Consider the following 7,471-nt stretch of genomic DNA (forward strand, 5'->3'; position numbering starts at 1 on the left):
GTCTCCTGAGAGACGGACCGGAGGCATCCATCCGTGGACGACACACCTGTTGTGGGTCTGTACGACTCTCTACTCACCCGGCGGCTCTCCCAGCGCGTGGACTCCTGGCGCAGGTCAGGCCATCTCGTGGAGATCTCCGAGGCCGACAGGGAAGAAGCGGCCCATCTGCTCGGCCGGTTCATCGGGGAGACAGCCGCCCGGGCGCTCGCAACGCTCAGGACCCCCGAGGAGCAGGTGGAGCTGGCCAACCGACTCCTGCACCGGCTGGCCGACCCCGAGATCGTCGAAGGCGGCCCGAGCAGACTGCTCTCGGTCGTCAGGGACACGCCCGGTGCGGTCTCCCCCGACCGGCCGCTGACCTCGCTGTCCGAGGCGGCGCTGCTCACCAACGCCCGCGAGGATCCGAACCTGGCGCACGAGCTGGCGACCGAGCTGGCCAGCGCCGACCGGGTCGACCTGCTGTGCGCGTTCGTCAAATGGTCCGGGCTGCGCATCCTGGAGCAACCGCTGGCTGAACTGCGCCGCCGGGGTGTCCGGCTGCGGGTCATCACCACCACCTACATGGGCGCGACCGAACGGCGTGCGCTGGACCGGCTGGTACGCGACTTCGGGGCCGAGGTCCGGATCAGCTACGAGCAGCACTCGACCCGCCTGCACGCCAAGGCTTGGCTGCTGCGCCGCCGTACCGGCTTCGACACCGCCTACGTCGGCAGCTCCAACCTCTCGCGCGCAGCCCTGCTGGACGGCCTGGAGTGGAACGTCCGCCTGTCGTCGGTGACCACCCCGCGGCTGCTGGACAAGTTCGAGGGTACTTTCGACTCCTACTGGAACCGGCCGGAGTTCGAACCGTACGACCCGGAAACCGACGGAGGCCGCCTCGACGAGGCGCTGTTCCGCTCGAAGGCCGGTGAGCGGCTCTTCGACATCCCCGCGCTGGTTCCCCACCCCTTCCCGCACCAGCGGGAGATGCTGGAGGACCTCGGCGTCGAGCGGACCGTGCACGACCGGCACCGCAACCTGCTGGTGGCGGCCACCGGGACCGGCAAGACGGTGGTGGCCGCCTTCGACTACCGCAACCTGCAGCAACACCTCGGGCGTCAGCCGTCCCTGCTGTTCGTCGCACATCGCCAGGAGATCCTCCGGCAGGCGCTCCGGACCTACCGGCAGGTGCTGGCCGTACCCGACTTCGGTGAGCTCCACGTCGGAGACGAGCGGTCCCGGCACTGGCGGCACGTGTTCGCCTCGGTCCAGTCACTCACCTCCCGGGGCATCGATACCTTCGATCCCGGTCACTTCGACGTCGTGGTCATCGACGAGTTCCACCACGCCGCCGCACGCACCTACAGAAAGATCATCGATCACCTCAGGCCGAAGGAACTGCTCGGGCTCACCGCCACCCCCGAACGGGCCGACGGTACCTGGGTGCAGGACGAGTTCTTCGGCGGGCGCATCGCCTCCGAGCTGCGGTTGTGGGACGCACTGGACGCCGACCTGCTCTGCCCGTTCCACTACTTCGGGATCAACGACGAGACCGATCTCAGCGGAGTGAAGTGGTCTCGGGGCTCCTACGACAGCCGTGAACTCGATGACGTACTCACCGGCGACACCGCTCGCGCTCGACTGGTGTTCAATGCCTTGCGGGACAAGGTCGGAGACATGGCCGCAGTCCGCGGCCTGGGATTCTGCGTCTCGGTACGGCACGCGCACTTCATGGTGGACTTCTTCACCTCGGCCGGTCTGAAGTCGCTGGCCGTGGACGGGACGACCGATGACGCTTCCCGCAGGGCCGCATTGAAGGCGCTACGGGACGGAGAGGTCACGTTCCTGTTCGCGGTGGATCTGTTCAACGAAGGGCTGGACGTCCCCGACGTCAACACGCTGCTCCTGCTCCGGCCCACCGAGAGCGCGACCGTATTCCTCCAGCAGCTCGGCCGCGGGCTGCGCCGTACTCCTGACAAGGATGTGCTGACGGTACTGGACTTCGTCGGCCAGCACCGCAAGGAGTACCGGTTCGGAAACCGGTTCCAGGTGCTGACCGGGTTCGCCCGCGGGCGCCTGAAGGGGCAGGTGGAGAACAACTTCCCGCTGCTGCCGTCGGGCTGCCAGATCGTCCTGGACCGGGTCACCAAGGACCGCCTGCTCGCCGAGCTCAAGATCCATCTCAGCGCCACGGTCCCCATGCTCACCCAGGAGATCCGTTCCTGCGCGGAGACCTCCCTCATCGCCTATCTCGAGGCCAGCGGGCGTGACATCGGCGACCTCTACCGCAACCGGCGCTACTGGACCGACCTGCTGCGCCGCGCCGGACTCCTCGGCACGGAGGCGTCTCCGGTGGAGGAGGCGTTCGGCCGCCGGGTGCGTTCCCTCCTCCACGTGGACGACCATCGCAGGGCCGAGGCCTACGCCAGGCTGCTTCGTCCCGACGGTCCGAGCTACAGCGAGTGCTCCCCGGCCGACCAGGCATTCGCCCGGATGTTGTTCTTCTCGTTCTGGCGCGACGGCGGCGGCTTCGGTTCCTATGACGAGGCCCTCGTACGGCTGCGCGCGGAGACCGCGCTGTGCGAGGAGATCCGGGAAGTGCTCACCTACGGGATCGAGCGCCCGCGTTACGTGACCAAGTCCCTGCCCGAACCACTGGGCCGCGTGCCGCTCGCGGTCAACGCCCGTTACTCGGCCGACGAGATCCTCGCGGCCCTCGGCTGGGCGGGGTTGGACGGCTCCATGCCGTCGACCATGCGTGAAGGCGTCGCGTGGAGCCCGGTCACGCGATGCGATGCGCTCCTCGTCACCCTCCACAAGAACGAGAAGGAGTTCTCCCCGCAGACCATGTACCGGGACTTCGCGCTCACTCCGACTCTGTTCCACTGGGAATCCCAGCACCGCACGGGCGCACGGTCCACGACAGGCCTGCGTTACCAGAACCACGAACGTGAGGGCAGCCACATCCTGCTGTTCACCCGGGAACGCAAGGAGAACGAGAACCGCCATCCCGAACCGTTCGTCTTCCACGGGACGGCGCGCTATGTGGAGCATCAGGGCGAACGCCCCATGGCCATCACCTGGCGGCTGGACGAGGAGATGCCCGCCGACCTGTTCCGCCGCGCCGCCATCGCGGGGTGACAGGGATCTCCCATCCTGGCGGGATGCCCGACTGTGGTCGGCCGGCGGGGTGCCTGCCTTGGCAGATCAGGGCAGGCGACCGAATAGGACGGGTTGGTACTCGTGGTTTCGCAGATAGGTGTGGGCGGTTCGACGTGGAGGCGTTCGGGATGGATTTCAGGCGCCTCTGGCGGGTGAGCGGAACACCTGTTGGGAATGCCAGGAGATGTGGTCGTCGTCGAGGGGCCGCATGCCGGGTTGGGGTGCGCGGACCGGTCGTCCGGCGAGGTTGAGCACCATCTCCTGTGATGCCCGGTTGCGGCCGACGTACCTGGCGGAGACGGTGATGGTGCGACGGGCGTCCAGGCCGAGGACGCCTTTGTCGAAGAGCTTGTGGTGGATGCTGCACAGGCACAGGCCGTTGGCCAGGTCGTCGGGGCCGTCGAAGGCCCACCAGCGGACGTGGGCGGCGTCGAGTCCGACCGTGACACTGTCGAGCCGGCCGTCGTACCCGCAGAAGGCGCAGCAGGACTCGTAAGCCACCAGGACCCGGTCGCGGAAGGCCGGGTCGCGGCGCGTGGGCTTCTGGGTGATGGGTGCCCCGACCTCGATGCTCTCCAGGTCGAGGCCGACCAGGGCGCATATATCGGGGTGGAGTGAGGGCTCGAAGTTGGCGTCGAGCAGGGAGCGGGCCAGGCGGGAGACGAGGTGGGAGTCGCCGACCAGGGCGCGGAGCAGGTCGGGGTGGAGGCGGCCGGCGGCCTGGGTGGCGCGGAGACGGCGGAGTTCTGCACCTGGGCTGCCTGGCCCGTGGACGGTGTCCACGAGCCAGACGCCGTCGCTGGTCAGGTGGTGGAACGGGTAGCCGGGGCTGGTGTCGCGGGACGGGCCGTACTCCTTGAGCAGGCGTTTGAGGTCGGCTTCGACGGCGCTGAAGACGAGCGGGGTGCCGCCTTCGCGCTGGAACCGGCCCAGGGCGTAGAGCAGGAGGAGCGGCTTGTGCGGTGCTCGCTGACCGTTACGGGTCCAGCGTCTGATGCCGGCGATCCGCTCCACCCAGTCCACGTTTGCCGAGTGTAGGCGGATCCCGGCCGGGGCGTCCTGCAACACAGTCGTCCCAGTGGTCTACGGCGATCCGGGGCCGCGGGCGTTCATCGCTGCTTGGACACGCCGGCGGGATTCATTGATGACGCATTTTGCGGACGGGGTCGCCGGGTGGTGTCCGCAATGTGGCGGTCTCGGCATCGTGGACGTTCGGACGCGGGAATACGCTGTGCGTCGTATCACCCAGGGAGTTTTCGTGCCGGCGGCGAAGAGGCGCCGGCGGGGAGAACCAGGGGGGTCCGATGTCGATCGTTCCCGCTTTCGCGCCGATGTCGCGGGTGCCGCGGAGGAACGGATCCCGGCGGAGGACCGGATCCCGGTGCCGGAGGACGACCGGCATGGCCGCGGCCACGTGCGTGGCGCTCTCCGCCGCACCGCCCGCCCCGGGTGGGCCGGTCCCGCCGGAGCCGGCGCCCGGCCGGCCCGGCGACGTGCGGGCCGCCGCCTGCGCCCTGACGCCGACCGGCGGCACCGTCGTCCGGAACGTCGGCGGCACGGGCCGGCCGTACCGGGTCCGGGTCCCCGCCGGGCTGAGCGGGCAGGCGCCGCTGCTGCTCAGCCTGCACGGCGGCGGCCAGGAGCCGACGGCGCACGAGAACGCCAGCGGCTGGAACGGCTTCGCCGCCGAGAGGAAGTTCATCGTCGCCTACCCGCGGGGCGGTTCGCCGCTGAACGCCCCCTCCTGGCTGCTCAGCCCGGCCTCCGGGGACATCGCCTATCTCCGCGACGTCGTCGGCGACATCGCGCGGCAGTGGTGCGTCGACCCCCGCAGGGTGCACGCGGCGGGTTTCTCCAACGGCGGGCAGATGGCCGGCCGGCTGGCCTGCGACGAGTCGGACCTGATCGCCTCCGCGGCGACGCACGCCGGTCCGCTGCTGACCCTGCGGTGTGCGATGCGGCGCCCGATCGGTTTCGGGATATCCGTCTACGAGGGCGACATCCTGCGGCAGCTCATGCAGGGCCATCGCGACGCGTGGATCACCAACGACCGGTGCGCCCGCCCTCCCCATCAGGAGTCCGGGGCGGGGGTCATCGTGGGAGAGCGCTACGACTGCGCCGGCGGCACCGGGATCTACTGGCGGCTGTACGGCGGCGGCGCGCACCGGTGGCCGACCGGCCAGCAGGGCGCCGACCTCCGCGAGCGGATGTGGGCGCTGTTCCAGGCCCATCCCCTGCCCTGAGGGTGCGGGTGCGCCGTACGGGCGAAGCCGGCCGGCACGCCCGTACGGCGAACGCCCGCGGGCAAAGCGAAAGGCCGCTTCCGATCATCGGAAGCGGCCTTCTACCTGGTCTTGCTGGGTCGGGGTGGCGGGATTTGAACCCACGGCCTCTTCGTCCCGAACCGCTGCTTGATCTTCAACGGAATGTATATCAGTAATCACGATTCGCGTTAATCTGCAGGTAGAAGCCCTAGTCTCGGTGTTGCGTGGTTCTGCTGAATCCCAGCTAAGAATGCATGATCCACTAACGCTTCACTAACGGATGATCAAGGAGGCTCTCCTTGGGCTACTCGTTCAAGCGAATCGACTCAAAGGGTGGGGTGCGCTACACGGCCTGCTACAAAGACATCCGCGGTTCCGTCGTCTCGGCCGGGACCTTCTCCTCCAAACGCGCCGCCGACAAGGCCTGGCAGAAGGCCGAGCGGGAGATCGAAGAGGGCCGGGTCGGTCACCCGGAGCGCGGCAAGAAGACCTTTAAGGACTACGTCGAACAGATGTGGTTCCCCCACCACCAGGTCGAGCCGACGACCAGGCAGAGCTACGCCTACACGCTGAAGAAGCACATCCTTCCCCACTTCGGGGAGATGAAGATCAACGAGATCCACCCTGAGCATGTGCGGGCGTGGGTGGCCACGCTCAAGGAGAAAGGCGTCAAGCCGCCCACCATCAAGTACGCCAAGGTCCTGCTCAGCGTCATCTTCAGCATCGCAGTCATCGACCAGGTGACCTTCATCCATCCGGCCCGCGGTGTGAAGGTGCCCACGGTCGCGCGCAAGCCGCGCACCGTCATCACTCCCGAGCAGTTCGACCTGGCCTACCAGGCGCTCCCGGACAACGACTCGAAGCTCCTCGTAGAGACGGCCATCGAGACCGGGCTCCGATGGGGCGAACTCTCCGAGCTTCGCGTGAAGGACCTGAACATCCGAACCCGGATCCTCACCGTCAGCCGCGCCGTCGTGGAGGTGAACGCGAAGTTCCACCCCACCGGCGGACGCTTCATCGTCAAGGACTACCCCAAGGACAAGGAGTTCCGCCGCTTCAAGCTGAGTGAGCAGATCGTCGAGAAGCTTGAGGAGCACATCAGGAACCAGATGCTGGAGCAGAACTCGCTGCTCTTCATCTAGAAGGACTACAAGGAGCCCCGGGCCCGAACCGAGGCGCCGCCAGACCCCGACACGCTTGGCCGTACCGCCCCCAACGACAAGGGCTCCACCTACAAGCACGGCACGTTGAGCGCGTACAACTCCGGCAAGTGCCGTTGCCAGTACTGCCGCGCCGCCTTCGCCGTTTACCGCGCGAAGCGGCGCGGCGTCGACGGCAAGGACAACCCCCGGCAGCCGCGGCAGCGCGACACCGATGGCCACATCCCGAACGACTGGTTCCGGCGGCATGTCTGGTACCCGGCGTTGGAGGCGGCGAAGTTGGGCATCCATGTCCGCATCCATGACCTGCGCCACGCCCACGCGTCGTGGCTGCTTGCCGGTGGCGCCGACCTTCAGGTGGTCAAGGAACGCCTCGGCCACGCCTCCATCGCCACGACGGAGAAGTACCTGCACACGCTCGACGACGCCGACGAGACGGCGTTGGACGCCTTCACGAAGACCCGCTACCGGTCGAGGTAGCCGGTCGGCCCGGGTGCTGGAACACCTGGGCCGACCTCGGTCCACAACCCTGGATAGGAGGGTCGAGTCCCATGGGTGAGCCTACGCCTGGGGCACTTCGTTCGGACATCATCATCCGGCGGACCACCACGGCAACCGTCGTGGTGCTCGCCGCAATCGCCGCCGTCGTGAGCTACGGGCACATGCACGAGCTGGCCGTACGGCACGGCGAATCGTCAGCGGCTGCCGCCATCGTGCCGATCAGTGTTGATGGGATGATCGTGGCCGCATCTCTGGCGCTGCTCGTGGACTCCCGTGCCGGTCGGCGGGGCGGCATTCTGCCGTGGACCTTCCTCCTCGTCGGCATCGGGGCGAGCTTGGCGGCGAACATCGCGGCAGCAGATCCGACGCTTGCCGGCCGCATCATTGCCGCCTGGCCGAGCCTGT

Annotated in this window: 6 protein-coding genes; 5 read left to right on the forward strand and 1 reads right to left on the reverse strand. The window is 68.1% G+C overall.

Annotated elements, in window-relative coordinates; translation table 11 throughout:
* The first annotated feature begins 33 nt into the window (after positions 1-33).
* A complete protein-coding gene (locus Psi01_RS39415) occupies positions 34-3,120 on the forward strand; it encodes a DUF3427 domain-containing protein (RefSeq protein WP_204069295.1) in 3,087 nt (1,028 codons plus the stop codon).
* 156 nt (positions 3,121-3,276) lie between these two features.
* On the opposite strand, the gene Psi01_RS39420 is transcribed toward Psi01_RS39415, so the two are convergent.
* Entirely contained in the window at positions 3,277-4,164 is an 888-nt protein-coding gene (locus Psi01_RS39420) for a phosphorothioated DNA-binding restriction endonuclease (protein WP_204069296.1), read from the reverse strand.
* Between the two features lie 377 nt (positions 4,165-4,541).
* Here Psi01_RS39420 and Psi01_RS39425 point away from each other — a divergent pair, with 377 nt between their 5' ends.
* From Psi01_RS39425 to Psi01_RS39440, 4 genes are all read left to right on the forward strand, one after another.
* Entirely contained in the window at positions 4,542-5,384 is an 843-nt protein-coding gene (locus Psi01_RS39425) for a CE1 family esterase (protein WP_204069297.1), read from the forward strand.
* A gap of 320 nt (positions 5,385-5,704) precedes the next feature.
* A complete protein-coding gene (locus Psi01_RS44660; RefSeq protein WP_204069298.1) occupies positions 5,705-6,547 on the forward strand; it encodes a tyrosine-type recombinase/integrase in 843 nt (280 codons plus the stop codon).
* A 105-nt stretch (positions 6,548-6,652) separates the two neighbouring features.
* Complete coding sequence (locus Psi01_RS44665) at positions 6,653-7,045, forward strand: tyrosine-type recombinase/integrase (RefSeq protein WP_204069299.1); 393 nt, start codon at positions 6,653-6,655, stop codon at positions 7,043-7,045.
* A gap of 71 nt (positions 7,046-7,116) precedes the next feature.
* Positions 7,117-7,471, forward strand: a 355-nt coding sequence (locus Psi01_RS39440; protein WP_204069300.1) for a DUF2637 domain-containing protein, incomplete at its 3' end; no start/stop codon positions are given.

Source organism: Paraplanobispora siamensis (genome assembly GCF_016863175.1).
Classification (GTDB): Bacteria; Actinomycetota; Actinomycetes; order Streptosporangiales; family Streptosporangiaceae; genus Planobispora; species Planobispora siamensis.

What these genes read in the sequence shown, in the direction of transcription:
- Psi01_RS39425 (WP_204069297.1), top strand. Translation starts at nt 4,542, where the DNA reads ATGGCCGCGGCCACGTGCGTGGCGCTCTCCGCCGCACCGCCCGCCCCG.